This window comes from Klebsiella sp. CN_Kp100 (genome assembly GCF_040065315.1).
Classification (GTDB): domain Bacteria; phylum Pseudomonadota; class Gammaproteobacteria; order Enterobacterales; family Enterobacteriaceae; genus Klebsiella; species Klebsiella oxytoca.
In genome coordinates this window covers 37154-61035 of record NZ_JBEAIJ010000043.1, presented here as the reverse complement: position 1 = coordinate 61035, position 23882 = coordinate 37154, and the positions used below count along the sequence as shown (strand labels likewise).

Here is a 23882-nt window from a genome sequence, read left to right as displayed (position 1 = left end):
GTGAGGGGAAAGAGTTATTCCGCGGTCAACAGATTCGCAATAGTGCGCACGCCGAGGCCGGTCGCGCCCGCCGACCACTGCTCAACCGCAGATTTGCGGTAGGTCGCCGAGCAGTCGATGTGCAGCCAGCCTTCATGGTAATTCTCCACGAAGTGGGACAGGAAGCCCGCCGCGGTGCTGGCGCCGGCCGGATAGGCCGCGCTGCCGGTATTGTTCAGTTCAGCAAAGTTGGACGGCAGCTGGCCGCGGTGGAACTCAGCCAGCGGAAGACGCCAGAAAGCTTCGTTTTCAGCCTGCGCGCTCGCCAGCAGGCGATTCGCCAGCTTGTCGTCAAAGCTGAACAGGGCGTGATAGTCATTGCCCAGCGCGGTTTTCGCCGCGCCGGTCAGCGTGGCGGCATCGATGATCAGCTCCGGCTTTTGCGCCGAAGCATCGATCAAGCCGTCCGCCAGCACCAGGCGACCTTCCGCATCGGTGTTCATGATTTCCACGGTTTTGCCGTTGCGATAGTGAATAATATCGCCCAGTTTGAAGGCGTTACCGCTAATCAGGTTATCGGCACAGCACAGATACAGCTTCACGCGCTTGTTCAGGCCGCGAGTAATGGCGAACGCCAGCGCGCCGGTTACCGTCGCCGCGCCGCCCATATCGGACTTCATTGAGTCCATAAATGCGCTCTGCTTGATGCTGTATCCGCCTGAGTCAAAGGTAATGCCTTTGCCGACCAGACAGGCGTATACCGGAGCTTCTTTATCGCCAGTCGGGTTATAGTCCAGCGCCAGCAGGACCGGCGGACGCTCGGATCCGCGGCCGACGGTGTGGAGGCCCAGGTAGTTCTGCTCGCGCAGATCTTCGCCCTTAGTGATGCGATAAGAGACGTTATCGCAGGCCACGCTGCACAGCAGGTCTACCGCACGCTGCGCCAGCTGTTCCGGCCCCAGCTCTTCCGCCGGGGCGTTGATGGTGTCGCGCACCCAGTCAATAATGGTCAGGCGGTTATCCAGTTCGCTTTTCTGCGCATCGTCGAGAGCTGGCCACTCAATTTTGCGACTGCCTTTCGGGCCTTTATAACCCGCCCAGAACGCCCATGCGCGGTCGGTATCCCAGCCCTCGCCGTCAAGCGCGACATGTTTAATACCCATGCCGTCAATTTTACGCGCCGCGCGCTGAATCAAACCCAGGTCGTCTTTGCCGTTCAGGTGCAGGGCGATGCCGTCGTTATTCATGCTGTAAGACGCTTTTTCTCCCCAGCGCGCATCGGCTGGCTGAGCGGTAAGCGTAATTTTCATAGCTTCGGTCATTATCATTATCCTTCTTAGCAAACGGGCCGCCGTATGGCAGCCCGTAAAGTTCTTTCGCTCGTTGATTCACTCGGCTTAAAACCACCGGGTAAATCATGACGCGAAAATTATTCGGCTTCGTCTAACCAGACTAGCAGAATCGCCTCAAGAATTTTTTCATTGGATGCGTTTGGATCGTCATCAAACTCTTCCAGGTCGCAAATCCACTGATGCAGATCGGTGAAGCGAACGGTTTTCGGGTCGAGATCCGGGAAAGCGTCGTACAGCGCTTCGCCGATTTCACGACTATCGGTCCATTTCAGTCCCATATTAATGCTCGCGTGCGTGGTTGATGGTGTAACGCGGAATTTCGATGACCAAATCTTCGTCAGTCACCCGCGCCTGGCAGCTCAGACGGCTGTCGGGTTCAAGCCCCCAGGCCTTATCCAGCATGTCGTCTTCATCTTCGGTACTTTCAGCCAGCGAGTCAAAGCCTTCGCGCACGATGCAGTGGCAGGTGGTGCAGGCACAGGATTTTTCGCAGGCGTGTTCAATCTCAATGCCGCTACGCAGAGCAGCATCTAGAATGGTCTCACCGGTCTCAGCTTCCACAACTACGCCATCCGGACACAGGTCCTGGTGGGGCAGAAAAACAATTTTTGGCATTTTAAACCTCGTCCACGGATTGGCCTTTCAGCGCGATACGGACCGATTGATCCATACGACGTGCGGCAAATTCCTGGGTTTGTGTGTCGATATTTTTAATCGCTTCTTTGATTGCATCGGCATCATCGCCTGCCGCTGCGGCGCGTACTTGCTCCGCGGCGTCATCGATAGCCTGACGCTCTGCGGCGCTTAACAGCGCGGCGTCGGCGGCCAGCGCGCTGACCAGACTTTCCAGCACGCGTGCGGCTTCAACTTTTTGCTCGGCCAGCATACGCGCCTGGACGTCCTGTTCGGCGTAGCTCATCGAATCTTTAATCATGCTGGCGATCTCGCCATCGGTCAGACCGTAGGACGGCTTCACCTGAATTGAGGCCTCGACGCCGGTCGATTTCTCCATCGCCGTCACGCTCAGTAGACCGTCGGCATCCACCTGGAAGGTCACGCGAATATGCGCTCCGCCCGCCGGTAATGCCGGAATGCCGCGCAGCGCAAAGCGCGCCAGGGAACGGCAGTCCTGCACCAGCTCGCGCTCGCCCTGCATAACATGGATAGACATCGCCGTCTGGCCATCTTTGAAGGTGGTGAACTCCTGCGCGCGCGCGACAGGTATGGTGGTGTTACGCGGAATAACCTTTTCCACCAGGCCACCCATGGTTTCCAGCCCCAGGGAGAGTGGGATGACATCAAGCAGCAGCAGTTCGCTATCCGGCTTATTGCCTACCAGAATGTCCGCCTGAATCGCCGCGCCGATGGCGACGACTTTATCCGGATCGATAGAGGTCAGCGGCGTACGGCCAAAGAATTCGCCGACGCGTTCACGCACCAGCGGCACGCGGGTCGAGCCGCCCACCATCACCACTTCCAGCACCTCTTGCGCCTCAACGCCTGCATCTTTCAACGCGCGACGGCAGGCCAACAATGTACGTTTTACCAGCGGCGCGATCAGTTCATTAAACTGGCTGCGGGTCACTTCACCCTGCCAGCCGCCGACGTTCACCCGCGCCGTATCGGCATCGCTGAGGGCGATTTTCGCCGCGATGGCCGCGTCGAGCAGCTCGCGCTGCAGGCGGTTATCGCTGCGATCGTTCAGGCCAGCCTGCTCGCGCAGATAATCGGCCAACAGATGATCGAAATCGTCACCGCCGAGCGCGGAATCGCCGCCGGTCGCCAGGACTTCAAATACGCCGCGACTCAAGCGCAGCACGGAGATATCAAAAGTGCCGCCGCCGAGATCGTAAACCGCGATAGTTCCTTCCTGACCGGAGTCCAGACCGTAGGCAATCGCCGCCGCAGTGGGTTCGTTCAGAAGACGCAGGACGTGCAGGCCCGCCAGACGCGCGGCATCTTTGGTACCCTGACGCTGAGCATCATCGAAGTAGGCCGGCACGGTGATCACTACGCCATCAAGCTCGCCCGCCAGCGCCTCGGTGGCGCGTGCGGCCAGCGCCTTCAGAATATCGGCAGAAACGCGAACCGGATTGAGCAGTCCGCCCGTTGTCTGAATCATCGGCAGGCCGTTTTCGCTGGCCTGCAGGTGATAAGGCAGATGCGGGTAGCGGGCCTCGATATCGGCCAGAGAGCGCCCCATCATGCGTTTGACGGAGCTAATGGTGTTGACCGGATCCTGAGCGGCGTTTTGTCGCGCATCGTAGCCCACCGTCAAACCCGAAGCCTGATAGTTCACCACCGATGGCAGCAAATAGCGCCCCTGATGGTCGGGCAGGGTTTCGGCCTGGCCGCTACGCACGGTAGCAACCAGTGAATTGGTGGTGCCCAGGTCGATACCCGCCGCCAGACGTCGCTGGTGCGGCGCGGCGCTCAGGCCAGGCTCACTAATTTGTAATAAGGCCATAATTGCTTCCGAAAATTAAAAATCGAGCAGTTTTTCTTCGAGTTGTTCCGCACTGCTTCGCAGTTTATCGAGAAAACGCAGCTTGCGCACGGTATCCGCCGCCGCCTCCCACGTCTCGTTATTCAGTTGTTCAACCATCAGCTTATGCCGGGTATCAAATTGCGCTTTGACCCGCTTGATAAAACTTTCCAGCCGCGCTTCATCTTTCGCCTTGCCTATCTCATCAAGCTCTTCGCGCAGTTCCAGCTGTTCCATCAGGAACGCGGTATCGCGCACGGTATGCTGCTCGCTGGCGAGATCGAATCCGTGAAGCGAAAGGAGATATTCGGCGCGGGTCAGCGGGTGGCGAAGGATTTGCCACGCCTGATTGATGGTGGCGGACTGCTGCACCGCGGCAAGCTGTTCGGCCGCGCTGCCGCTGGCGAACTTGTCCGGGTGATACTGGCGCTGTAGCTCCTGGTACCGGGCAGCCAGAGGTTCTAACGAAAGGGTATAGCTGGCCGGTAACCCGAAGAGGGTAAAATAGTCCATAACAACCTCAGGGTTAACGAGATAAAGCAAACCCCACTTACGGACGTCCGCAGTGGGGTTGAGATGACATTGCAATTACACGTTAAAGCTTTCGCCGCAGCCGCACTCGTCTTTCACGTTCGGGTTGGTGAACTTAAACCCTTCGTTAAGACCTTCTTTGACGAAGTCCAGCTGCGTGCCGTCGAGGAACTGCAAGCTTTTGCCGTCGATCACGACCTTCACGCCTTTGTCTTCAAACACGGTGTCTTCTGCCGCCGGCTCGTCAACAAACTCCAGTACATAAGCCATACCCGAGCAGCCGGAAGTTCTGACTCCCAGGCGCAGACCAAACCCTTTACCGCGGTTGGCCAGAAAGGTGTTGACTCGCGCTGCTGCACTGTCGCTTAAAGTAATCGACATAACAAACCTCAACTCTTAATTATTTTGCTTCACGTTTGCTTTTGTAATCCGCAATCGCGGCTTTAATCGCGTCTTCCGCCAGAATAGAGCAGTGAATTTTCACCGGCGGCAGTTCGAGCTCGTCGGCGATATCGGTGTTTTTAATCGCCTGAGCTTCGTCCAGCGACTTCCCTTTCACCCATTCGGTCACCAGGGAGCTGGAGGCAATAGCGGAACCGCAGCCGTAGGTCTTGAAACGCGCGTCTTCAATGATACCTTCATTGTTGACTTTAATCTGCAACTTCATCACGTCGCCGCACGCCGGTGCGCCAACCATACCGCTGCCCACGTTTTCGTCGCTATTGTCGAAAGAGCCGACGTTGCGCGGATTCTCGTAATGATCGATAACTTTTTCGCTGTAAGCCATGATGAATTCTCCTTATTGGTGCCGAATTAGTGATGTGACCATTCAATGCTGTTCAAATCCACGCCCTGCTTGAACATTTCCCACAGTGGAGAGAGTTCGCGCAGACGGCCGATGGAGTTACGGACCAGATTGATGGTGTAGTCAATCTCTTCTTCGGTAGTAAAACGACCTAAAGAGAAACGAATAGAGCTATGCGCCAGCTCGTCGGTCATCCCCAGCGCGCGCAGCACGTAGGACGGCTCGAGGCTTGCGGAAGTACAGGCTGAACCGGAGGAGACCGCCAGGTCTTTCAGCGCCATAATCAGCGACTCGCCTTCAACGTAGTTAAAGCTGACGTTGAGAATGTTCGGCGCGCCCTGCTCGAGATCGCCGTTCAGGTAGACCTCTTCCATATCTTTTACGCCGTCCCACAGACGGTTACGCAGGCCGCGCAGGCGGGCCATTTCGCTTTCCATCTCTTCTTTCGCGATACGGTAAGCTTCACCCATACCGACGATCTGGTGGACTGGCAGCGTCCCGGAACGCATACCGCGCTCGTGACCACCGCCGTGCATCTGCGCTTCGATACGGATACGCGGCTTACGACGCACGTACAGCGCGCCGATGCCTTTCGGGCCGTAGATTTTGTGGCCGGAGAAGGACATCAGGTCCACTTTCAGCTGGCTCAGGTCGATAGGCAGCTTGCCCACGCTCTGGGTCGCGTCAACGTGGTAAATGATACCGCGGGCGCGGCACATCTCGCCGATGGTAGCGATATCCTGCACCACGCCGATTTCGTTATTCACGTGCATAATGGAAACCAGGATGGTGTCATCACGCATCGCGGCTTCCAGCTCTTTTAAATCGATAATGCCGTTACGCTGCGGGGCGAGGTAGGTCACTTCAAACCCTTCGCGCTCCAGCTGACGGCAGGTATCCAGCACGGCTTTGTGTTCGGTTTTGCTGGTGATGATGTGCTTGCCTTTTTTCTGATAAAAGTTGGCTGCACCTTTAATCGCCAGGTTATCGGATTCCGTCGCGCCGGAGGTAAAAACGATTTCGCGCGGGTCAGCGCCGACCAGTTCGGCAATCTGATTACGGGCGATATCTACCGCCTCTTCAGCCTGCCAGCCAAAACGGTGTGAACGAGAGGCCGGGTTACCAAAGGTCCCGTCCAGGGTCAGGAACTGCATCATTTTCTCGGCAACACGCGGGTCCACCGGCGTGGTTGCGGAATAATCGAGATAGATCGGTAATTTCATTGCTCTATAAACTCCGTACATCGCTTCAATGCAAGGAATCAGGCAACCGGCTGGATGTACGACCGAGTACACAGGATGTCGGAGCATCCCGGCCTGATTCGAAAATCTTTTTATCTTTTTTACTCAGTTCGTTTCAGCTTGCAGCACATCGCTGCAAGATGAAACTGAACGAGAACTACGCGCGCAGTTTGACGTCGATAGCGTCCTGAGCACGGGTATTACGCTGGGATTCATGGTTGTGCTGACGACCGGAGACATCGAGGATTTCCTGGTTATTCACCAGTTCGCCCAGCGTGATGTTATTCAGAAAACCGGTCAGTCGCTCGCTCAGATCGCGCCACAGCGCGTGAGTAAGGCACTTATCGCCGCCCTGGCAGCCGCCTTTACCCTGACAACGGGTGGCGTCAACGGATTCGTCTACTGCGCTGATAACTTCGCCAACTGCGATGCTACCCGCTTCTTTACCTAACAGATAACCGCCGCCTGGACCACGTACGCTGGAAACCAGACCATTTTTGCGCAGGCGAGAGAACAGCTGTTCCAGATAGGAAAGCGAAATTCCCTGACGCTCTGAAATATCAGCCAACGGAACCGGACCCGATTCAGAGTTGAGCGCAACGTCAAGCATCGCGGTCACGGCATAACGCCCTTTAGATGTCAGTCTCATGTCTTACTTAACCTCAAACTCGCCCCTGCCCGGGCTTTTTATTAATATGGGTATTGCATAGCAAGGGCAAGTCTGACATTCCCGAGTAAATTGGTCAACTATTTACTTGACTGTTTTAGTCAGGTATTTGGCTTTCCGTGCCGTTTCACTTCAGCGCGGCCTGACGCCCTCACTCCGCCCCTCTTCCACAGGGAGAGGGGAACCCGCAACGACCGTGCCAGCATCGCGCCGCCGGGCAACGGCGGGCACTATTATTCTTTATTTTTCTGCTGCTGCTCAATTGACGCCAGTATGCCGCGCAGGATGTTCAGCTCCTGGCTTTCCGGACGGGCGCGAGTAAACAAACGGCGCAGTTTGTTCATCACCTGACCCGGGTGGCTGGCGCGAATAAATCCGGTTGCCAGCAGCGTCTGCTCCAGATGACCGTAGAAACGCTCTAAATCATCCACCAGCGGATACGGGGTTTCCTCATGCTCAACGACAGGTTCATTTTGTTCCTGCGCCGCCAGCCAGGCCATCCGGACTTCATAGGAGATAACCTGTACCGCCATCGCCAGGTTCAGCGAACTGTATTCCGGATTCGCGGCAATCGCCACGTGGTAGTGACACTTCTGCAGCTCTTCGTTAGTCAGGCCTACGCGTTCGCGGCCAAATACCAGCGCGATCGGCGCATGCTTCGCTTCAGCAACGCTTTTCAGACCGCATTCACGCGGATCGAGCATCGGCCACGGCAGCGTGCGGGAGCGCGCGCTGGTTCCCACGACCAGGCTGCACCCCGCCAGGGCCTCATCGAGGGTATCAACGATGTTGGCATTGCCAATCACGTCGCTGGCTCCGGCCGCCAGAGCGATGGCCTGAGAATCAGGTTTAACCAGAGGATTGACCAGCCAGAGGTTGGTTAACCCCATGGTTTTCATTGCGCGGGCGACGGAGCCCATATTGCCGGTGTGTGAGGTTTCTACCAGTACGATTCGAATATTTTGCAGCATTATGGTTCTTCGGCTAAAGATTATTCGTGCATGCTATCATAAAACGGAGACATAAGCAGATTTCACTGTTACTATATGCGCCGTTTTTTCCCGTTCTTTAACATCCAGTGAGAGATACCGATGCATCCGATGCTGAACATCGCCGTGCGCGCAGCGCGCAAGGCGGGTAATTTAATTGCCAAGCACTACGAAACCCCTGACTCCGTAGAAACCAGCCAGAAAGGCAGCAATGATTTTGTGACCAACGTCGATAAAGCCGCAGAGGCGATGATTATCGAAACCATTCGCAAATCTTACCCACAGCACACCATCATCACCGAAGAAAGCGGTGAGCACGCTGGTGAAGATCAGGATGTTCAATGGGTTATCGATCCACTGGATGGCACCACCAACTTTGTAAAACGTCTACCCCACTTCGCCGTATCCATTGCCGTACGCATTAAAGGCCGTACTGAAGTAGCCGTGGTTTACGATCCAATGCGTAACGAACTGTTTACCGCAACCCGCGGTCAGGGCGCGCAGCTGAACGGCTACCGCCTGCGCGGCAGCAGCGCTCGCGATCTCGATGGCACGATCATCGCCACCGGCTTCCCATTCAAAGCAAAACAGCACGCGACCTCCTACATGAACATCCTCGGCAACATGTTTACCGAATGCGCGGACTTCCGCCGTACCGGTTCCGCCGCCCTGGATCTGGCCTACGTTGCTGCTGGCCGCGTTGACGGCTACTTTGAAATCGCGCTGAAACCGTGGGATTTCGCGGCCGGCGAGCTGATCGCCCGTGAAGCCGGCGCTATCGTCTGCGACTTTACCGGCGGCCATAACTACCTGCTGACCGGCAACATCGTTGCAGGCAACCCGCGCGTTGTGAAAGCGATGCTGGCCAATATGCGCGAGCAGCTGAGCGAAGCGCTGAAGCGTTAATTTCTCACTGAATGAAAAACAAAAAGGAAGCCGCGGCTTCCTTTTTTTATCGCTTCAAAACGGACGCAGGCCGCCGCCCGATGGCATCGCGCTGCTCCACATCACTATCGCCGCCGCCAGTAAGATCACGCCGCCGGCCAGCGCCAGCGTTGCCCAGCCAATCTGCTTCCACAGCGCCGGCGCCCGGCCGGCGCTCAGCCTGACCGCCAGCTGACGGAAGCCATGCACCAGCAGGGCCAGCGCGCTAATCGTTAACGAGGTACCTGCCGCCATCGCCATCGCGGCCGCCATGCCCCAGCTAAATACGCCGATAACCTTGCTGAATAACAGCACCATAATCGCTCCGGAGCAGGGCCGCATCCCCATTGACAGCACGATAGCCAGCCGAGCCCGCCAGTCGTCGCCGCTTTGCAGCTGTTCCGGCGCCGGCAGATGCTGATGCCCGCAGCCGCAGTTGGCGTGATGAACGTGATGCGCCGTGAAGGCGGTGAATGTCGGCCGGCGCAGCAGTACGCGCAGCTTTTTTAGCGCACGCCAGCACAACAAAAGGCCCAGCGCGCCGACCAGCAGATAGCTTCCCTTTTCCAGCCAGAAGCTGCTCAGGTGCAGCTGTCTTGCCGGCAGCCGCAGCAGCGTCAGCACCACGACGACTAAGGCGATAGCCACCAGCCCCTGCAGCAGCGAGGCGGCCAGGGTCAGACCGATGCTCGATTTCAGCTTCGACGGATGGGTTGCCAGCCAGGTGGTTATGACCACCTTGCCGTGCCCGGGCCCCAGGGCATGGAGGACGCCGTAGGCGAAGCTAAATCCCAGCAGCGACAGCCCGGCAGCGGCAGGATTCTCCGCTACCGCCTGCAGAAGCCGACTCAGTTCGACATTCAGCGCGCGCTGCCAGACCGCGCTTTGCAGCAGCACCTGCGGCCAGGCCCGCCATAGCCAGAAGCCAGCTCCGGCTGCCAGCAGCAGAAACAGCGCCAGCGGCCACAGCTGGCGCCAGCGCGGCGAACGGCCGGCATGAGCAAAAATCACTGACATTGCAGCGTCACCTTTTGCGCGAAGTAATTCCCCAGTTCCATATCCTCCGGCGGCGCATCCGCTTTATCCAGCGACTGCGCGTAGGACAACATTTTTTCGTTAGGCTTCGGCGTCATCACTTTTGCCGTGCAGCTTGTCTTCATCGCCGTCGGTAGAGTGAAGTCTGCGTCTTTGTCGTAATACATATCAACATAATAGGTCGGGTCGTAGGTGGAAAAGGTGAAGGTTTGCCCGGCCATCGGCTGCGGCTTCGCCAGCGGCAGAGTAAAAGAGAGTACCGCCTGATGGCCGCTGCGCTCAAGGCCATAGCCATCGGGCCGATTATCAAACTTCACTCTCTCGCCGTTATGCCACAGCTCGCTGAAATAGTGCTGGCCCAGCACGTTCGCCATCACTTCCGCCGCCAGCTTTTTCCAGATTTCGCTACCGGGTTTGGCGTTGCCCGCATCATAGAGCAGATCGGCGGAGGTGATTTCATCCATCGTCCAGCGCATTTTAAAGCCGGTAAGCTGCCCATTTTCCGCTACGGCCTCGGTTTGCAGACTAATGAAACTGTGCGGATGCGCCGCCGCAGATAGCGATAAAAACATGAAAAACGCTACGCTGACGCATTGTTTCACTCTCTTCATCTGTTCCTCGCGTGAAAAATTCTGTGAACCCCGCCAGCAATCCTGATGTAAAGACCCGGAAATGCCCTGTTCACCCGCAATACATTAACTACTCTTAACGAAAACCCTAACTGGAACTAACCGGATGATGACAGTGATTGAACCACCATCTGTGCTTTCCAGTCCACAGCGCCGTAGCCAGGTGCTCCTGATGTTTTATCTGCCCGGGCAGTCCGTGACGCCCGAATGGCTGGGTAACCTCACCCAGGTTGATGAGGATACCGCCCGGCAGGACATCGCGGAGACGGGACGCGAAATTCAGCGTTATCACCGCTTGACCCTGACTTCACAAGCGGACGGCAGCTATCGGATGGAAGGCGCCGCGCTCGATCAACGCTTATGCCTGCTGCACGGCCTGCGCCGCGGGCTGCGCCTGTGCCCGCATTTTGTCAGCCACCATTTTACCCCGGCTCTGAAAACGCAGCTTAAACAGCAAGGTATCGCACGCACGCTCTATGATGACACCAATCTTCAGGCATTGGTCAACCGCTGCTCGCGCGCCCTGAACCGGCAGTTTGACTGCCGCGACGTGCATTTTCTGCGTCTTTATTTACAGTATTGTTTGCTGCAGCACCACCTTGGGCAGAGTCCCTCTTTCACTCACGAGCAGCAGCGCTGGGCGCAGGCCGCCGCCGAATTTGCCCTCGCCGAGGAGATTGTCCGCCACTGGCAGCGGCGGGTTGCGGCAGCGCCCCACGCAGGAGAACAGCTGTTTTTGACCCTGCTGTTTATGCTGTTGAAAACTCCCGATCCTATTCGCGATGGTCATCAGCAGGATCGACGTCTGCATCTGGCTATATCTGGCCTGATTCACCGCTTTCAGAACCTGGCGGGTCGTCCGTTTAGCGATGAACAGGGGCTCAGCGATCAGCTCTATATCCACCTCTCGCAGGCGTTACATCGCAGCGTTTTCGCTATCGGTATCGATAACGCGCTGCCGGAGGAAATTGGCCGTCTTTATCCCCGCCTGATGCGCACCACCCAGGCCGCACTGGAGGAGTTCGAAGCCAGCTGGCAAGTGCGGTTTAGCCAGGAGGAAGTCAGCCTGATCGCGGTGATTTTCGGCGCATGGCTGATGCAAAAAAGCGATCTGCAAGAGAAGCAGGTGGTGCTGCTTACCGATAATAATCCGGATCTTGAGCAGTCGCTGGAGCAGCAGCTGCGCGAGTTAACCCTGCTGCCGCTCAATATCAAGTATTTGAGCGTGAGCACCTTTCAGAAAGAGGGCGCCCCGAAGGAAGTGACGCTGATCGTCACTCCCTATACCACCGCGCTACCGCTGTTTTCACCGCCGCTGTTTCATGCTGAAGAGGCGTTCAGCGATCATCAGCAGCAGCAGATTTGCAAAATGCTGGAGGCCTAGGCTACCGCTTTTGGCCTCACCACCAGCGCCGGTAAGGCCACCAGCGCCATTACCCAGAACACGCCCTGGTGCAGATGCTGGTAGAGGAAACCGGCAAATACCGTCATCACCGCAATGCTGCCGCCCATCGCGACAGCGGAGTAGACCGCCTGCAGGCGGATCACTTCGCTGCCCTGACGCGCTGCGATATAGCGCATCGCCGCCAGATGGCACACCGTAAAGGTGCCGCAGTGGAGGATCTGCGCGACGATAAGCCAGGGTAGCGCCGTCGTCCAGCCCATCAACGTCCAGCGAATCAGCCCGCACACCGCGGACAGCAGCAGTAGATCGCGGGCGCTAAAGCGACGGAAGACTTTTTTGCTCAGCGCGAAAATCACCACTTCCGCCACCACGCCAAGCGACCACAGATAGCCCACCGCGGAGGCCGAATACCCCGCCTCCTGCCAGTAGATAGCGCTAAATCCGTAGTAGGCGGCGTGCGCTCCCTGCAGCAAACAGACGCAGGCGAGGAAGCGCCAGCTTTGCCGCACCAGCGTAAGCCAGGCCGCCAGCCCAGCCGCTTCCTGCTGGCGGGACTCTCCCTGCGGCTGCACCGACGGTTTCAGCAGCATGCCGAGCAGCATTGAAGCAATACCGACGCTGAGCATCACCAGTATCATCCGGTAGTCATACAGGCTGACCAGCTTCCCGGTTAGCGCCGAACCAATGACGAAAGCTATCGATCCCCACAGACGCACGCGCCCGTAGTCCATGGTGATCTGCTTTTGCCAGGTATTCGCCAGCGCGTCGGTGAGCGGCACCAGCGGCGAGAAAAAGAGGTTAAAGCCGACGATAATCACCATTAGCCAGGCGACATGATGGCCGACCCAAAATGCGAGCGCAAAAAGCAGCGTCAGCAAAGCCAGAATGCGTAGAGAAGAGATCAGTCGGGACGGGTCGCTGACCCGCGGCGCAATCAGCAGGCTGCCAAGAAAACGCGACACCAGCCCGGCGCCGAGCAGCATACCGATGGTTTCCGGCGTCAGGCCAAGTCCGGAAAGCCAGACGCTCCAAAAAGGCAGGAAGATACCGTAGCTAAAGAAATAGGTGAAGTAACTAAGCGCCAGCCAGCGCGTGGAGTGTAAGACCATGATTCCCTCCCGAATGGAGGCGACAGTCTGGCGATAAAGCGGGGCGGGTGCAAGATGCCCTCGCCCCAAAAATGGCGCTACTCGCGCCCCTGAACGTCTATTTTTAGCGAAAAATTCAGCGTATCTCCGGTGCCCAAAACCCGCAGCCCCGGCTGGCCGTCCATGTTATGGGCGTTTACCGGGTGAGTTTGCGGCTCGAGGCAAAGGAACGGTTCACCCTGCATTCTAAAGAGCATCAACCACGAAGTTTGCGAAAGAATTGCGATATTCATCACATTACTTACTATCCTCGCTCGTCCACTCCAGCCGGAATAGCCGACGTTTAGCCAGCGATCCTCACCGTACTGCGGGTGACTGAAATCGGCATAGCCGGGAAGAGGGCTTTGCCAGTCCAGCGGAAGATGCTGTTCCCCTTCCGGCCAGTAGCCACTGGCGGCAAACTGTACCGTGCTGCGCTTATCAAAGGAGAAAAAGGGATGAAAACCGCAGCCGTAGGGGATAGGCGTGCTACCGCAGTGGGTAAGCGTCAGCGACGCTATCAGTTGGTTACGCAGCAACTGATAGCGGATCTGCGCCAGGTAATCGAAACCGCAGACATGTTGCCGACGCAGCTGTAACACGCAAAAATCGCCGCCGCGCGCAATGATATCCCAGCACTGCAGCCAACCGTCGCCGTGGAGAAAAAAATGCGCGTCGGCGTGGTGACGTGGCAGGACTATCTCGCGTCCCTGAAAAATAAAGCGATTTCCGGCAACGCGATTGGCCATCGGCAGCATCGGAAACATGCCGCCAGCGGGATTTTCATATAGCACCGGCGCCTGATATTGCCGCGAGAATAAACTTTGCACTTTGCCGCCCAGAGAAGAGACGCACATCCGCAGATGCGCGTTCTCCATAATCCACTCTTCCGCCATTAGCGCGTCTGCTCCTGCTTCGCCGCATTAACGCCCGTATGGCGTTGCGCCAGCTGTTCTTCCAGGGCTTCGAGAGTGATCCCCTTTGTTTCCGGCACGTTGCGCAGAATATAGAGATAGCCGGCAGCGCAAATGATGCCATACAGCAAGAAGCTGCCCGCCGCGCCCAGTCCGGCATTAAGCAGCGGGAAAGTGTAGGTTAACAAGAAACAGGCAATCCACAGCGCCAGGGTACCTAAAGACATGGCGAGTCCGCGAACGCGGTTGGGAAAGATTTCCGCCAGCAGTACCCAGGTGACCGGCGCCAGGGTCAAGGCGTAAATGGCAATAGCCGCCAGCACCAGCAGCAGTACCGGCCAGCCCATAATGCCCATGGCGTAAGCGCCGGCAATCAGCACATAGATCAGCGTCAAGCCTGAAGCGCCAAGCAGCATCAGTTTACGGCGGCCGATTTTATCCACCAGCGGCAGCGCGGCGAGGGTAAATACCAGGTTTACAACCCCCGTCGCGACGATCGATTTAAGCGTGCTGTTAATATCGAAGCCCGCTGAGGCAAAAATCTCCTGTGCGTAGTTAAAGATGACGTTGATTCCGCACCACTGCTGGAAAACGGCGAGAACCATGCCAATGATCACGATCGGTTTCACCTGCGGAGCCAGCAGTGCGCCATAGGATACTTTATGGTTATCTTTTTCCAGCGTGTGCGCGATGTCGCGTAATATTCTGTCGGCATAGTCGGCAGAACCAATGCGTTCCAGCGCGGCTCGGGCACGCTCAGGCTTACCGGCTTTCATAAGCCAGCGCGGCGATTCGGGAACAAAAAACATCAGTACCAGAAACGCCAGCGCCGGAACCAGTTCTGCGCCGAACATCCAGCGCCAGCCCATCTGCCCGTTCCAGGTTTCTACAATCATTTGCTGCGTCGCCCCCGTCTCTACGGGTTCCGCAATCATCAGGTTAATAAGCTGAGCGGCCAGCACGCCAATCACGATAGTGAGCTGGTTGACCGCAACAAAGCGCCCTCTTTTTTCTGCCGGGCTGACTTCGGCGATGTAAAGCGGGCTGAGAGCGGATGCCAGACCAATCCCCACGCCGCCCACAATGCGGTAAACCACAAACATGTCGAAACTGCTGGCGACCGCCGTCCCCCACGCCGACGCGCTGAACAGCACGGCGGAAAGTATTAAGGGCAGCTTGCGCCCGAGTTTATCGGCGCACCATCCCGAGATTAATGCGCCGAAAACGCAGCCCACCAGCGCCGAACTCATAGCCCAGCCGGATTGTGCCGGATCGGTAATGGAAAACCAGGCTTCATAAAATGGCTTAGCGCCGCCGATGACTACCCAGTCATAGCCAAACAGTAAACCACCGCAGGCGGCGACCAGACAGATAGTCCAGACGTAGCCCATTTTGAGATGTGTCTGCGCGTTATTCATAATGATTCCTCTATAAGGGAAACGCAGGGAACAGTAGGGTACAGGCGAGCCAGGCCCGCCCATTTGAGGTTCAGGAAAAAATGCCGCTTTGCAGGGCATGACGAATCAAATGCGCCTTATCATGAGCCGGGTTCAGTTGCAGAAGACGCTGCATCGCCTGCTGGCTGGCGGATACATTCCCCAGCCCCAGATGGCCCAGCGCTTCAATAAACAAGCAGTGCTGCTGATGTTGCTGCTGCGCTGAGACATCAAGCACCACCAAATCCGGAAGAGAGACGGCAAAAAAGTCGGCTTGCGGAACGTCATCCCGATGCTGCCCGGCCCAGGTGATAAAATTCTGGAGGTGCTGCTCGGCCTGCGCCGGGTTACCGCTCTTACGCAGCGCGATGCCCTGCCAGAAAAGGTAATCAGCGGGCTGATCGTTGTAGTAACGCCCGGCGTCCAGCGTTGAGCTTCCTTGTAGGGCAAGCTGATAATATTCCTCTGCCTGCTGCGCATCCCCAGCCTGTTCCGTGCAGTAGCCCAGCAAATACCAGATATCGTTGTCCGTCTGCCCGGGCAGTCGCCCCTCCCCCAGATTATCGGGATAGCGTAATGCGTCTTTCAGACAGTCCGCAGCCTGCGTAAACGCCTCGCGTTCAATAAACTGCAAAGCCCGATGCAGCTGATTGAGCAAATACTGACCGGTGATTTTCCCTTCCCCGCCTTCCCAGGGATGAAACACGCGCGTACCGAGAATAGCGGCGGCATCGGCATAATGGCCGGAAGCATTCCACAGGCTTAGCAGCTCAGCGGTCAGATCGTCCCGCTTCAGCACCACCGATTTGCGCGCCGCCAGCTTCTCCAGTCGTTCGTTTACCGGCGTACCCAGTGATTTTTGCAGAAAATCAAGCTCAAAGAGGAAGCGCGCGTTTTCAGGCTCAAGCTCTACGGCGCGCTGTAGATAAGCCAGCGCCTGCGCCGCATCCTGTTGTTTATTCCAGGCGTAAACCCCGAGCAGGCGATGAGCGGGCGCATAGTCGGGTGATTTTGCCAGCGTCTCGCGCCAGCAGCTGACCGCCTCTTCATAGCGTCGTTTGCTGTACCAGAAGCAACCGAGCAGATAGCGGGCGAAAGCGCTGTCGCTCAGGGTTTGCAGCATCTGAACTTCATCGAGCGTATTGGGGAAACGCACTTTTTGCGGATGGCAGCGCTCGGCTTCGGCAATCAACCGTTGCCGTTTATTGGCGTCATCGCTTAACGAGGCTCGCCACAGCATCGGCAGCGCCTCCTGACAATCCAGCACCTCAAGCACCTCTTTCGCCGCCTGCTTCTGTCCGATAGAAAGCAGCCAGCCCGCCAGCAGGCTGCCGTTGATCCCTCTACGCCCCGTTACCCGCAGTAGGTTCTCTCGCGCTTCGTCGCTGGGCTCAATCATCCAGCGCGCGCAGTGCAGCGGATAGCTCAACGGGTATTGTTTAAGACAGGCGAAAATATACTCCTGCGCCGCTTTCGTCCGCCCGCTGTCCGCTAACGCCAGCGCTTTCAGCCCCATAGCCAGATGGTTGCTGGCGTTGAACTGCAGACTGGTGTTGACCTTTTCCAGCGCGTCGGCCGTATCACCACGCTTCATCGCCAGCCTTGCCAGCGCCCACCATGCAGCATCGCGGCAGTTACCGCTCCAGGATGCTTTGTAATAGTGATCCCTGGCGCCTTGTTCATCTCCCTGCCTTTCCAGCGCGCTGGCAAGCAGCATACTGGCTTCGCCATCGCGCGGATTTTTATTCAGACGATGGGCGCGAAGTAGCGCGGCGCGGGAGCATTGCTCCGCTAAAACCCAGTCGGCCTGGTTAAACGCCAGCGTCCCGAGGGCAACATTATTGCGATAATCCTGCGGATCGAGGGCTATCGCCCGGCGATAGTAATCTGCGGCATAGCGGCTGGCGTGATTGTATTGTTCAAGATGCTGGCCGATAAAATAGAGCTCATCACCGTTGTGAATCTCTTCCGGCATCGCTGGCGCTGAGGCCGGTTCGGGCAGCGGCGTCTGCTGAGTAATATGTTCGTGATAATCCAGCAGCAGTTGCTTGTCTGCACTTTTCACCTTGATGGTCAAGCGACCGGCGTCATGTTCCGGCAGCGTATGCCGCCAACTCTCGCCGGGCTTCAGCGTAAGCTGAGTTTCATACAGCGGCTGCTGTTCAGCACTGAGTTCAACAACGATATTTTCCAGCGGCGCAATGGCGTAAACGCCGAACTGTAGCTGCTCAGACTCGCGAACCAGCTTCAGCGCCAGTTGCGTATTGGCATTTTGCACCATTCCCAGCTCGCTATAGGGAAGGAAATTTTGCACAAAAATCTTCTCTTCATAAGGCGCAAGCCAGGTAAAGTCAGGCTGGTTATCGGTGTAGACGCCAGTCATCAGCTCAATATAAGGGCCATTTTCGTCGGTCAGATTGCGGTCCCATGCCTGGCCAAAGTCGCCATAGCCCCAGCTCCACTGTTTTTTGCCCGGAGAGATGTGATGATCGGCAACATGCAGTAGCCCACCGCGCTCGTCATGGTGATAAGCGCCGACAAAATCGTAATCCGATTTCTCCGCCATATACGAGGTGGGCACAGGAACGTTTTTATAACGGGAGATATCGACGCCCGCAGAATAGTCGACTTTGTAGTAGGTGCCGGTGGCAATAGGGAAAGCGGAAACATCGCGCTTGCCGTGATCGAACACGGCGGTGACGTCGGGCGGGAAAACGCTCTGGTGAGCATCGCCGCCTTTTACCGCCGGGTTGGCCCACCACAGGAAATGGCGCGGCGTGCCGTTACCATTAAAGACCTTACCGGTAATTTCAATCAGCGCGCGGTCAGGATAGAGAGTAAACCCGGTCATGACCTGCAAACCGCGCATGGGCTCCGCTTCCCCCATCCATACGGTCTGCACGCCGTTTTCCCCGCACTGGATCGAAAAGTCGACCGGCATAAAGGTCGTCGGGCGATGATGCTGCGGCCAGTTGAACTCGATACCGCCGGAGATCCATGGCCCCAGCAGCCCCACCAGGGCGGGCTTCACAACTTCATTGTAATACACGAAATCGCGCTGTTTAACCTTGTCATACGCCCGATGTATACGGCCGCCGAGTTCCGGTAACAGCATAATTCGAATGAAATCATTCTCCATCCATACTGCCTGATAATCGCGCATCTCACGTTCGCCGGTCAGGGTGTCAATCACGCCGTAGGGATAGACGTTACCGGAAGAACCTTGATAAACGCGTTTTTCCAGAAACATGGGGTTCGGATCCTCCGCCCCCGTTGTCCACGTAGGTAATGTAATTATTTCCTGCCAGACCTTAACCGAACCGTACATGACGCCTCCACTAAACAAAGTAAGGTAAAATTCGCTATGAGAGGAGTTTATATCGTCACTTAGCTGCTAAAATGCGCAATGCTCACGCAATATAGTTAAGGGAGTTAAGTTTATGCAGCGTACCGGTTTAAATAATGCCCGGGTCAGACAGGCCAATAAATCCATTTTTTTGGCTCATCTCTGGCGGGAGAAGCAGCTGAGTAAATCCCAGCTTTCTCAGCTCACCGGACTCTCTATTCCGGCGGTGAGCAATATTCTTGAAGAGCTGCTCAGCGAGGGACTAATCGATCACTCCACGGAAAAAATGAGCAAACGCGGCGTGAACAGCGGAAGCTACCAGATCCCCGCGCGCGGAGCCTGGACGCTATGCATGAATATTACGCCGACCAGTATTGAGTATCAGCTTGCCGATGCCCGTCTACTGGCGGTTGACGGCCACCAGCATTTGCCCATCGATGCCCCTACGCCGCAGGCCCTTCTGGAGGCCATCGTGGAATGCTGGCGGCGTATCCACCGCCTCTACCCGCAGCACAGCATCAATCTCGCCCTTGGCGTCCATGGTCAGGTTGATCCGATCACCGGCGTTTCACAAACCATGCCCCAGGCGCGCTGGAAAACGCCGATTGAAATAAAGTATCTGCTGGAAGAACAGCTCGGCGTGCAGGTACGGGTAGATAATGACTGCGTGATGCTGGCGCTGGCGGAGAAATGGCAGCATCCGGGCCCACAACCGGATTTTTGCGTGATCAACGTCGATTACGGTATTGGATCATCGTTTGTGATTAACGATCAGATTTATCGAGGAAGCCTCTACGGCAGCGGGCAGATTGGACACACGATTGTGAATCCTGACGGCAAAGCCTGCGACTGCGGGAGATATGGCTGTCTTGAAACCGTAGCCTCCCTCAGCGCGTTGAAAAAACAGGCGCGGATGTGGCTTAAAACCCAGCCTGAGGCGCAGCGATCTCCGGAGCAGTTAACCACGGCATCGCTCATTGAGGCCTGGGAACTGGGAGACGTGCATATTCGCGCATGGGTTGATAACGCCGCCAACGCTATTGGCTTAAGTCTTTATAATTTCTTAAATATTTTGAATATTAACCAGATCTGGCTATACGGTCGCAGCTGTGCTTTTGGCGAACAGTGGCTGGAGAGTATCGTCAAACAAACCGGCTTTAATCCGTTTGACCACGGCGATACGCCGAGAGCGCATGCCACCCAAATCGGTTTTGGCACACTGACCCGCGCTCAGCAGCTGATGGGGATCGGTTATCTGTATGTTGAGGAGCAACTGCAGACGCTGCGTTAATCGTCAGGGGGACGTGGCGGAGCGCAAATTTGTGTATTACGTTTAAATCACACGTCTCTCATAACGAGCTGATCATGAACACTCTACGCTACTTTGACTTTGGTTCCTCCCGCTCTCTGCTGCTGCTGATTGCGCGTATCGCGGTAGTGGTGCTGTTTATTCTTTTCGGTTATCCCAAGCTGCTCGGCTTTAGCGGCACGGTGCAGTATATGGCCTCCTCCGGCGCGCCGATGCCAACGCTTGCGGCCATCATTGCCATTATTATGGAGGTGCCGGCGGCCATTTTAATTGTGCTGGGCTTTTTCACCCGCCCGCTGGCGGTGATGTTTATTTTTTATACTCTTGGCACCGCGGTGATTGGCCATCACTACTGGAATATGTCCGGCGATGCGGTACTACCGAACATGATTAACTTCTGGAAAAACGTCAGTATTGCCGGCGCCTTCCTGCTGCTGGCAATAACCGGGCCCGGAGCGATTTCGCTCGACCGCCGCTAATCAACAGGCACAAAAAAGGCCGCATCAGCGGCCTTTTTTAGCTCAACGCTAACGCTTACGCATAGACCGGGAAGCGTGCGCAGATATCCAGCACTTTACCCTTCACGCGCTCAATGACCGCTTCGTCATTGATGTTGTCCAGCACGTCGCACATCCAGCCGGCCAGCTCTTTGACTTCTGCTTCCTTAAAGCCGCGACGGGTCACCGCCGGAGACCCGATACGGATACCGGAGGTCACAAACGGGCTCTTCGGATCGTTCGGCACGCTGTTTTTGTTGACGGTGATGTTGGCGCGGCCCAGGGCTGCGTCAGCTTCTTTACCGGTCAGGTTTTTATCGACCAGATCCAGCAGGAACAGATGGTTTTCAGTGCCGCCGGAAACCACTTTGTAGCCGCGGTTCAGGAACACTTCGACCATCGCTTTAGCGTTTTTCGCTACCTGCTGCTGGTAAACTTTGAACTCTGGCTCCATCGCTTCTTTCAGCGCGACGGCTTTCGCCGCGATAACGTGCATCAGCGGGCCGCCCTGGGCGCTCGGGAATACGGCGGAGTTCAGTTTTTTGTACAGCTCTTCGCTGCCGCCTTTCGCCAGGATCAGGCCGCCGCGCGGACCAGCCAGGGTTTTGTGGGTGGTGGTGGTCACGACGTGAGCATGCGGAACCGGGTTCGGGTAAACGCCTGCGGCGATCAGACCGGCAACGTGAGCCATATCGACGAACAGGTATGCGCCGATGCTGTCAGCGATTTCACGCATTTTTGCCCAGTCAACCACGCCGGAATAAGCCGAGAAACCACCGATAATCATCTTCGGTTTATGTTCCTGAGCCTGCTTAGCCATATCGTCATAGTCAATTTTACCGGACTCATCGATACCGTAAGGGATGATGTTGTACAGTTTGCCAGAGAAGTTGACCGGAGAGCCGTGAGTCAGGTGGCCACCTTGCGCCAGGTTCATACCCAGAACGGTATCGCCCGGCTGCAGCAGAGCGGTATAGACCGCGAAGTTCGCCTGGGAGCCGGAGTGCGGCTGCACGTTAGCGTAGTCAGCGCCGAACAGTTCTTTAGCGCGGTCAATAGCCAGCTGCTCTACGATATCGACGTATTCACAGCCGCCGTAGTAGCGCTTGCCCGGGTATCCTTCAGCGTATTTGTTGGTCAGCTGAGAGCCCTGCGCCTGCATTACGCGCGGGCTGGTGTAGTTTTCGGAGGCGATCAGTTCGATGTGCTCTTCCTGACGTACTTTTTCTTGCTCCATAGCCTGCCACAGTTCGGCATCATAATCGGCAATGTTCATTTCACGCTTTAACATCCGCATCTCCTGACTCAGCTAACAATAAAATTTCGGCCTAAAAAGGCGGTCCACCTGGACAACGGCCCACAGTATAACTGAATCATTCTGCGATAACAGGTCTTGACAAAGGATTTTACGCAAACGATTGGCTCCGCATTACACAAGGCTTTGAGCAATAAAGCACCTTCGATTATCAACGGATTTCTTTTCAGGTTTGTGATGCAAATAATTCATGTTGTAACTGTCTTAAGGTAAAGCGTTAAAGAACCATTTACAAAGCAGGGTTATTTTTATAAGATGCATTTAATATGCATCATTAAGATAACTTATAAAGGAAGCTGCTATGCTCGACGCCCAGACCATCGCTACGGTGAAAGCCACCATCCCCCTGCTGGTTGAAACCGGTCCAAAACTGACCGCTCATTTTTACGACCGCATGTTTGCTCACAATCCCGAATTAAAAGAAATCTTCAATATGAGCAATCAGCGCAACGGCGACCAGCGCGAGGCGCTGTTCAACGCGATTGCCGCGTATGCCAGCAATCTCGAGAACCTGCCCGCCCTGCTGCCGGCGGTAGAGAAAATCGCCCAGAAGCACACCAGCTTCCAGATTCAACCCGAGCAGTACAATATTGTTGGTACTCACCTGCTGGCGACCCTCGATGAGATGTTCAGTCCGGGCCAGGAAGTACTGGATGCCTGGGGCAAGGCCTACGGGGTGCTGGCCAACGTCTTTATTAATCGTGAAGCGCAAATCTATAACGAAAGCGCCAGCAAAACCGGCGGCTGGGAAGGCACCCGCGCATTCCGCATCGTCAAAAAAACGCCGCGCAGCGCGCTGATTACCAGCTTTGAATTTGAGCCGGTCGACGGCGGCGCGGTAGCGGAATATCATCCAGGCCAGTATCTGGCGGTCTGGCTGAAGCCGGAAGGTTTTCCGCATCAGGAAATTCGCCAGTACTCTTTGACCCGCAAACCCGACGGTAAAGGCTATCGTATCGCGGTTAAACGTGAAAACGGCGGCCAGGTTTCAAACTGGCTGCATGATTCAGCGAAAGAAGGCGACGTGATTTATCTGGCCGCGCCGGCCGGTGATTTCTTCCTCAACGTGGCGCCGGAAACCCCGGTCACGCTGCTCTCCGGCGGCGTCGGTCAGACGCCAATGCTGGCGATGCTGGATGTGCTGGCAAAAGCGCAGCATCCGGCGCAGGTGAACTGGTTCCATGCGGCAGAGAACGGCGACGTACACGCCTTCGCGGACGAAGTTAAAACGCTGGGTGAAACGCTGCCGAAGTTTACTTCTCACGTCTGGTACCGCAGCCCGAGCGAAGCGGACCGTGAATCCGGCGCGTTTGATAGTGAAGGTTTGATGGATTTAACGGCGCTGGCCGACAAGATCGGCGACCCGCAAATGCAGTTCTATCTCTGCGGCCCGGTGGCGTTTATGCAGTTTGCCGCGAAGCAGCTGGTAGATCTGGGCGTGAGCAGCGGCAACATTCATTATGAGTGCTTCGGCCCGCACAAGGTGCTGTAAACGGAGCGATAAATGCAGGCGGCCCGGAAATTGCCGGACCGCCATCCGGTTTGACAGCTTAAATCGCCGCGTCGTCTTCTTCGCCGGTACGGATACGAATCACGCGCGCGACATCGAAAACAAAGATTTTACCGTCGCCGATTTTGCCGGTCTGCGCTGTACGAATAATGGTATCCACGCAGGTGTCGACGATATCATCGGTAACAACGATTTCGATTTTCACTTTCGGCAGAAAATCGACCATATACTCCGCGCCGCGATACAGCTCGGTATGCCCCTTCTGACGGCCAAAGCCTTTCACTTCCGTTACCGTCATACCGGTGATGCCGACTTCGGCCAGCGCTTCACGCACGTCATCCAGTTTGAAGGGTTTAATAATCGCATCAATCTTTTTCATGGTGTTC

General features: G+C 56.4%; 23 protein-coding genes. 5 read left to right on the top strand and 18 right to left on the bottom strand.

Going from position 1 to position 23882, the window contains the following annotated elements; translation table 11 throughout:
- Positions 1 to 14: 14 nt before the first annotated feature.
- The 10 genes from pepB to trmJ all read right to left on the bottom strand — a co-directional run bounded on the left by pepB (position 15) and on the right by trmJ (position 8031).
- Positions 15 to 1301 (bottom strand): aminopeptidase PepB, encoded by a 1287-nt coding sequence (gene pepB, locus ABLV12_RS19020; protein ID WP_126489427.1) that lies wholly within the window; start codon positions 1299 to 1301, stop codon positions 15 to 17.
- 107 nt (positions 1302 to 1408) lie between these two features.
- Positions 1409 to 1609: a Fe-S cluster assembly protein IscX gene (gene iscX / locus ABLV12_RS19015; RefSeq protein ID WP_004104502.1), complete on the bottom strand. Its 201-nt coding sequence runs from the start codon at positions 1607 to 1609 to the stop codon at positions 1409 to 1411.
- A 1-nt stretch (position 1610) separates the two neighbouring features.
- The gene (fdx, locus tag ABLV12_RS19010) at positions 1611 to 1946 is read right to left on the bottom strand and encodes an ISC system 2Fe-2S type ferredoxin (RefSeq protein WP_004104503.1); all 336 of its coding nucleotides are present in this window, start codon (positions 1944 to 1946) and stop codon (positions 1611 to 1613) included.
- 1 nt (position 1947) lies between these two features.
- Positions 1948 to 3798: a Fe-S protein assembly chaperone HscA gene (hscA, locus tag ABLV12_RS19005; RefSeq protein WP_004114424.1), complete on the bottom strand. Its 1851-nt coding sequence runs from the start codon at positions 3796 to 3798 to the stop codon at positions 1948 to 1950.
- Positions 3799 to 3813: 15 nt separating this feature from the next.
- Entirely contained in the window at positions 3814 to 4329 is a 516-nt protein-coding gene (hscB, locus tag ABLV12_RS19000; protein ID WP_160886140.1) for a co-chaperone HscB, read from the bottom strand.
- A 75-nt stretch (positions 4330 to 4404) separates the two neighbouring features.
- Positions 4405 to 4728, bottom strand: coding sequence for an iron-sulfur cluster assembly protein IscA (gene iscA / locus ABLV12_RS18995; RefSeq protein WP_004104506.1), 324 nt, complete (start codon positions 4726 to 4728; stop codon positions 4405 to 4407).
- A gap of 19 nt (positions 4729 to 4747) precedes the next feature.
- Complete coding sequence (gene iscU, locus ABLV12_RS18990) at positions 4748 to 5134, bottom strand: Fe-S cluster assembly scaffold IscU (protein WP_002913991.1); 387 nt, start codon at positions 5132 to 5134, stop codon at positions 4748 to 4750.
- A gap of 26 nt (positions 5135 to 5160) precedes the next feature.
- Entirely contained in the window at positions 5161 to 6375 is a 1215-nt protein-coding gene (iscS, locus tag ABLV12_RS18985; protein ID WP_004134936.1) for a cysteine desulfurase, read from the bottom strand.
- A 175-nt stretch (positions 6376 to 6550) separates the two neighbouring features.
- Positions 6551 to 7042, bottom strand: a complete 492-nt coding sequence (iscR, locus tag ABLV12_RS18980; RefSeq protein ID WP_004104510.1) for a Fe-S cluster assembly transcriptional regulator IscR — start codon at positions 7040 to 7042, stop codon at positions 6551 to 6553.
- 251 nt (positions 7043 to 7293) lie between these two features.
- Positions 7294 to 8031: a tRNA (cytosine(32)/uridine(32)-2'-O)-methyltransferase TrmJ gene (gene trmJ / locus ABLV12_RS18975; protein WP_348867230.1), complete on the bottom strand. Its 738-nt coding sequence runs from the start codon at positions 8029 to 8031 to the stop codon at positions 7294 to 7296.
- A 120-nt stretch (positions 8032 to 8151) separates the two neighbouring features.
- Between trmJ and suhB the strand changes: the two genes are divergently transcribed.
- Positions 8152 to 8955, top strand: coding sequence for an inositol-1-monophosphatase (gene suhB / locus ABLV12_RS18970; RefSeq protein ID WP_004104514.1), 804 nt, complete (start codon positions 8152 to 8154; stop codon positions 8953 to 8955).
- Between the two features lie 54 nt (positions 8956 to 9009).
- Here suhB and ABLV12_RS18965 read toward each other — a convergent pair whose 3' ends face one another.
- Complete coding sequence (locus ABLV12_RS18965; RefSeq protein ID WP_064398121.1) at positions 9010 to 9990, bottom strand: nickel/cobalt transporter; 981 nt, start codon at positions 9988 to 9990, stop codon at positions 9010 to 9012.
- Positions 9981 to 10619 (bottom strand): DUF1007 family protein, encoded by a 639-nt coding sequence (locus ABLV12_RS18960; RefSeq protein ID WP_032728644.1) that lies wholly within the window; start codon positions 10617 to 10619, stop codon positions 9981 to 9983. The genes ABLV12_RS18965 and ABLV12_RS18960 overlap by 10 nt, the downstream gene beginning before the upstream one ends.
- Positions 10620 to 10743: 124 nt before the next feature.
- Between ABLV12_RS18960 and csiE the strand changes: the two genes are divergently transcribed.
- Complete coding sequence (csiE, locus tag ABLV12_RS18955) at positions 10744 to 12021, top strand: stationary phase inducible protein CsiE (protein ID WP_325905942.1); 1278 nt, start codon at positions 10744 to 10746, stop codon at positions 12019 to 12021.
- On the opposite strand, the gene ABLV12_RS18950 is transcribed toward csiE, so the two are convergent.
- From ABLV12_RS18950 to ABLV12_RS18935, 4 genes are all read right to left on the bottom strand, one after another.
- A complete protein-coding gene (locus ABLV12_RS18950) occupies positions 12018 to 13151 on the bottom strand; it encodes a 3-phenylpropionate MFS transporter (protein ID WP_004104522.1) in 1134 nt (377 codons plus the stop codon). The genes csiE and ABLV12_RS18950 overlap by 4 nt on opposite strands.
- 77 nt (positions 13152 to 13228) lie before the next feature.
- Positions 13229 to 14065, bottom strand: a complete 837-nt coding sequence (locus ABLV12_RS18945) for an aldose 1-epimerase (RefSeq protein ID WP_108704687.1) — start codon at positions 14063 to 14065, stop codon at positions 13229 to 13231.
- Positions 14065 to 15501, bottom strand: a complete 1437-nt coding sequence (locus tag ABLV12_RS18940) for a sugar porter family MFS transporter (RefSeq protein WP_016809513.1) — start codon at positions 15499 to 15501, stop codon at positions 14065 to 14067. Before ABLV12_RS18940 ends, ABLV12_RS18945 begins: the two co-directional genes overlap by 1 nt.
- Before the next feature lie 70 nt (positions 15502 to 15571).
- The gene (locus tag ABLV12_RS18935; protein WP_348867229.1) at positions 15572 to 18847 is read right to left on the bottom strand and encodes a DUF5107 domain-containing protein; all 3276 of its coding nucleotides are present in this window, start codon (positions 18845 to 18847) and stop codon (positions 15572 to 15574) included.
- 112 nt (positions 18848 to 18959) lie between these two features.
- Between ABLV12_RS18935 and ABLV12_RS18930 the strand changes: the two genes are divergently transcribed.
- Positions 18960 to 20156 carry an ROK family transcriptional regulator gene (locus ABLV12_RS18930; protein ID WP_160886146.1) on the top strand — a complete coding sequence of 399 codons (1197 nt, stop codon included), beginning with the start codon at positions 18960 to 18962 and terminating at the stop codon, positions 20154 to 20156.
- Positions 20157 to 20230: 74 nt separating this feature from the next.
- The gene (locus ABLV12_RS18925; protein WP_264822641.1) at positions 20231 to 20653 is read left to right on the top strand and encodes a DoxX family protein; all 423 of its coding nucleotides are present in this window, start codon (positions 20231 to 20233) and stop codon (positions 20651 to 20653) included.
- Positions 20654 to 20708: 55 nt separating this feature from the next.
- On the opposite strand, the gene glyA is transcribed toward ABLV12_RS18925, so the two are convergent.
- Complete coding sequence (gene glyA, locus ABLV12_RS18920) at positions 20709 to 21962, bottom strand: serine hydroxymethyltransferase (protein ID WP_004104543.1); 1254 nt, start codon at positions 21960 to 21962, stop codon at positions 20709 to 20711.
- Between the two features lie 325 nt (positions 21963 to 22287).
- Here glyA and hmpA point away from each other — a divergent pair, with 325 nt between their 5' ends.
- Positions 22288 to 23478: an NO-inducible flavohemoprotein gene (gene hmpA / locus ABLV12_RS18915; RefSeq protein WP_049591681.1), complete on the top strand. Its 1191-nt coding sequence runs from the start codon at positions 22288 to 22290 to the stop codon at positions 23476 to 23478.
- A 58-nt stretch (positions 23479 to 23536) separates the two neighbouring features.
- Here the strand turns inward: hmpA and glnB are convergent, their stop codons facing one another.
- Positions 23537 to 23875, bottom strand: coding sequence for a nitrogen regulatory protein P-II (glnB, locus tag ABLV12_RS18910; protein ID WP_002914032.1), 339 nt, complete (start codon positions 23873 to 23875; stop codon positions 23537 to 23539).
- Positions 23876 to 23882: the final 7 nt, after the last annotated feature.

Bases quoted from the DNA above. Each gene is read 5' to 3' on its own strand.
- iscX (WP_004104502.1), bottom strand. From the start codon at position 1,609: ATGGGACTGAAATGGACCGATAGTCGTGAAATCGGCGAAGCGCTGTAC.
- glyA (WP_004104543.1), bottom strand. From the start codon at position 21,962: ATGTTAAAGCGTGAAATGAACATTGCCGATTATGATGCCGAACTGTGG.
- ABLV12_RS18930 (WP_160886146.1), top strand. From the start codon at position 18,960: ATGCAGCGTACCGGTTTAAATAATGCCCGGGTCAGACAGGCCAATAAA.
- ABLV12_RS18925 (WP_264822641.1), top strand. From the start codon at position 20,231: ATGAACACTCTACGCTACTTTGACTTTGGTTCCTCCCGCTCTCTGCTG.
- csiE (WP_325905942.1), top strand. From the start codon at position 10,744: ATGATGACAGTGATTGAACCACCATCTGTGCTTTCCAGTCCACAGCGC.
- iscR (WP_004104510.1), bottom strand. From the start codon at position 7,042: ATGAGACTGACATCTAAAGGGCGTTATGCCGTGACCGCGATGCTTGAC.
- ABLV12_RS18960 (WP_032728644.1), bottom strand. From the start codon at position 10,619: ATGAAGAGAGTGAAACAATGCGTCAGCGTAGCGTTTTTCATGTTTTTA.
- suhB (WP_004104514.1), top strand. From the start codon at position 8,152: ATGCATCCGATGCTGAACATCGCCGTGCGCGCAGCGCGCAAGGCGGGT.
- iscS (WP_004134936.1), bottom strand. From the start codon at position 6,375: ATGAAATTACCGATCTATCTCGATTATTCCGCAACCACGCCGGTGGAC.
- hscA (WP_004114424.1), bottom strand. From the start codon at position 3,798: ATGGCCTTATTACAAATTAGTGAGCCTGGCCTGAGCGCCGCGCCGCAC.
- iscA (WP_004104506.1), bottom strand. From the start codon at position 4,728: ATGTCGATTACTTTAAGCGACAGTGCAGCAGCGCGAGTCAACACCTTT.
- trmJ (WP_348867230.1), bottom strand. From the start codon at position 8,031: ATGCTGCAAAATATTCGAATCGTACTGGTAGAAACCTCACACACCGGC.
- ABLV12_RS18940 (WP_016809513.1), bottom strand. From the start codon at position 15,501: ATGAATAACGCGCAGACACATCTCAAAATGGGCTACGTCTGGACTATC.
- hmpA (WP_049591681.1), top strand. From the start codon at position 22,288: ATGCTCGACGCCCAGACCATCGCTACGGTGAAAGCCACCATCCCCCTG.
- iscU (WP_002913991.1), bottom strand. From the start codon at position 5,134: ATGGCTTACAGCGAAAAAGTTATCGATCATTACGAGAATCCGCGCAAC.
- glnB (WP_002914032.1), bottom strand. From the start codon at position 23,875: ATGAAAAAGATTGATGCGATTATTAAACCCTTCAAACTGGATGACGTG.
- hscB (WP_160886140.1), bottom strand. From the start codon at position 4,329: ATGGACTATTTTACCCTCTTCGGGTTACCGGCCAGCTATACCCTTTCG.
- fdx (WP_004104503.1), bottom strand. From the start codon at position 1,946: ATGCCAAAAATTGTTTTTCTGCCCCACCAGGACCTGTGTCCGGATGGC.
- ABLV12_RS18950 (WP_004104522.1), bottom strand. From the start codon at position 13,151: ATGGTCTTACACTCCACGCGCTGGCTGGCGCTTAGTTACTTCACCTAT.
- ABLV12_RS18935 (WP_348867229.1), bottom strand. From the start codon at position 18,847: ATGTACGGTTCGGTTAAGGTCTGGCAGGAAATAATTACATTACCTACG.
- pepB (WP_126489427.1), bottom strand. From the start codon at position 1,301: ATGACCGAAGCTATGAAAATTACGCTTACCGCTCAGCCAGCCGATGCG.
- ABLV12_RS18945 (WP_108704687.1), bottom strand. From the start codon at position 14,065: ATGGCGGAAGAGTGGATTATGGAGAACGCGCATCTGCGGATGTGCGTC.
- ABLV12_RS18965 (WP_064398121.1), bottom strand. From the start codon at position 9,990: ATGTCAGTGATTTTTGCTCATGCCGGCCGTTCGCCGCGCTGGCGCCAG.